The sequence below is a fragment of the Cellulomonas sp. P4_B5_2 genome (assembly GCF_056402235.1).
In genome coordinates, this window is the sequence record NZ_JBFUHU010000538.1 from 1 (window position 1) to 1,031 (window position 1,031).

Sequence of the window (1,031 nt, forward strand, 5' to 3'; positions counted from 1 at the left end):
TCTCGGGGTCGACCATGCCCGCCGTGGGCGACCGCCTCGCCTGGCACGCGGCGGTTGCCGGTCGGGCCGCGCTCGGGGCGCTGCTCGTCGAGAGGCGCGTCGAGGTGGTGCAGGCCGAGTCCGCGACCGACGACCGCGCGCAGACCTGGACCGATGCGCGCCAGCGCGTGCGGGCGCTCGAGCGGCTCGAGGAGCGGCACGACGAGGCGGAGCGTGCCGAGGAGGCGCGCGCGGAGCAGAAGGTGCTCGACGAGGTTGCCGGTCGACGCGCCGCCGAGGACCGGGGGACGGACGCATGACCGCCGGGATCATGGCCGTGCAGGCCCGGATCGGGGAGCTGCGCCAGGTGGTCGAGGGACCGGCACCCACCGCGACGGTCGCGAGGCCGACGGCGAGCATCTCGTTCGACGCCGCGCTCACCGCGGCCGCGGCCGTGCAGACCACCACGCCGACCACGGCGGCACCTACCGGCCAGGATCTCGTCTCCGCGGCCACGACGTACCTCGGCGTGCCGTACGTGTGGGGCGGGGAGTCGCTCGACGAGGGCGGCCTCGACTGCTCCGGGCTGGTGCAGCGCGCGCTCGCCGACATCGGCGTGACGGACGTGCCGCGGGTCGCCCGCGAGCAGATGACCCTCGGGACCGCGGTCCCGTCGCTCGACCAGGCGCTGCCCGGGGACCTCGTCGTCTTCGGGGGCGGCAGCCACATCGGGATCTACGTGGGAGACGGCAAGATGATCGACGCCCCCAAGCCCGGCAAGGCGGTGATCGTCCGCGACGTCTACACGGAGCCGACGGCTATCCGCCGCATCCTGCCGCAGGCCGGAGCCGCAGCGACCGCGACCACGGACAGCCGTACGGCGGTCGCCGCCGCGCAGCGTGCCGCACTCCAGGCGCTCGCCGGACTGGGCGCCACCGCATGACCGCCGCCCTCACGGCACTGCCGCCGGCCGCCCCGCGACCCGCCCGCACCGGCGCGACCGCGCCGCAGGGCGACTTCGCCCAGGTGCTCGAGCAGGTGTCCGCGCGGGC

General features: G+C 76.2%; 2 protein-coding genes. Both read left to right on the plus strand.

Annotated elements, in window-relative coordinates; genetic code table 11:
* On the plus strand, window positions 1–299 hold a 299-nt coding region (locus AC1DUQ_RS21955), incomplete at its 5' end, for a flagellar FliJ family protein (protein WP_477074667.1).
* Window positions 296–922, plus strand: a complete 627-nt coding sequence (locus tag AC1DUQ_RS21960) for a C40 family peptidase (RefSeq protein ID WP_477060042.1) — start codon at window positions 296–298, stop codon at window positions 920–922. The genes AC1DUQ_RS21955 and AC1DUQ_RS21960, both read left to right, overlap by 4 nt.
* Window positions 923–1,031: the final 109 nt, after the last annotated feature.

Coding starts and splice junctions, on each gene's coding strand:
- AC1DUQ_RS21960 (WP_477060042.1), top strand. CDS start 296: ATGACCGCCGGGATCATGGCCGTGCAGGCCCGGATCGGGGAGCTGCGC.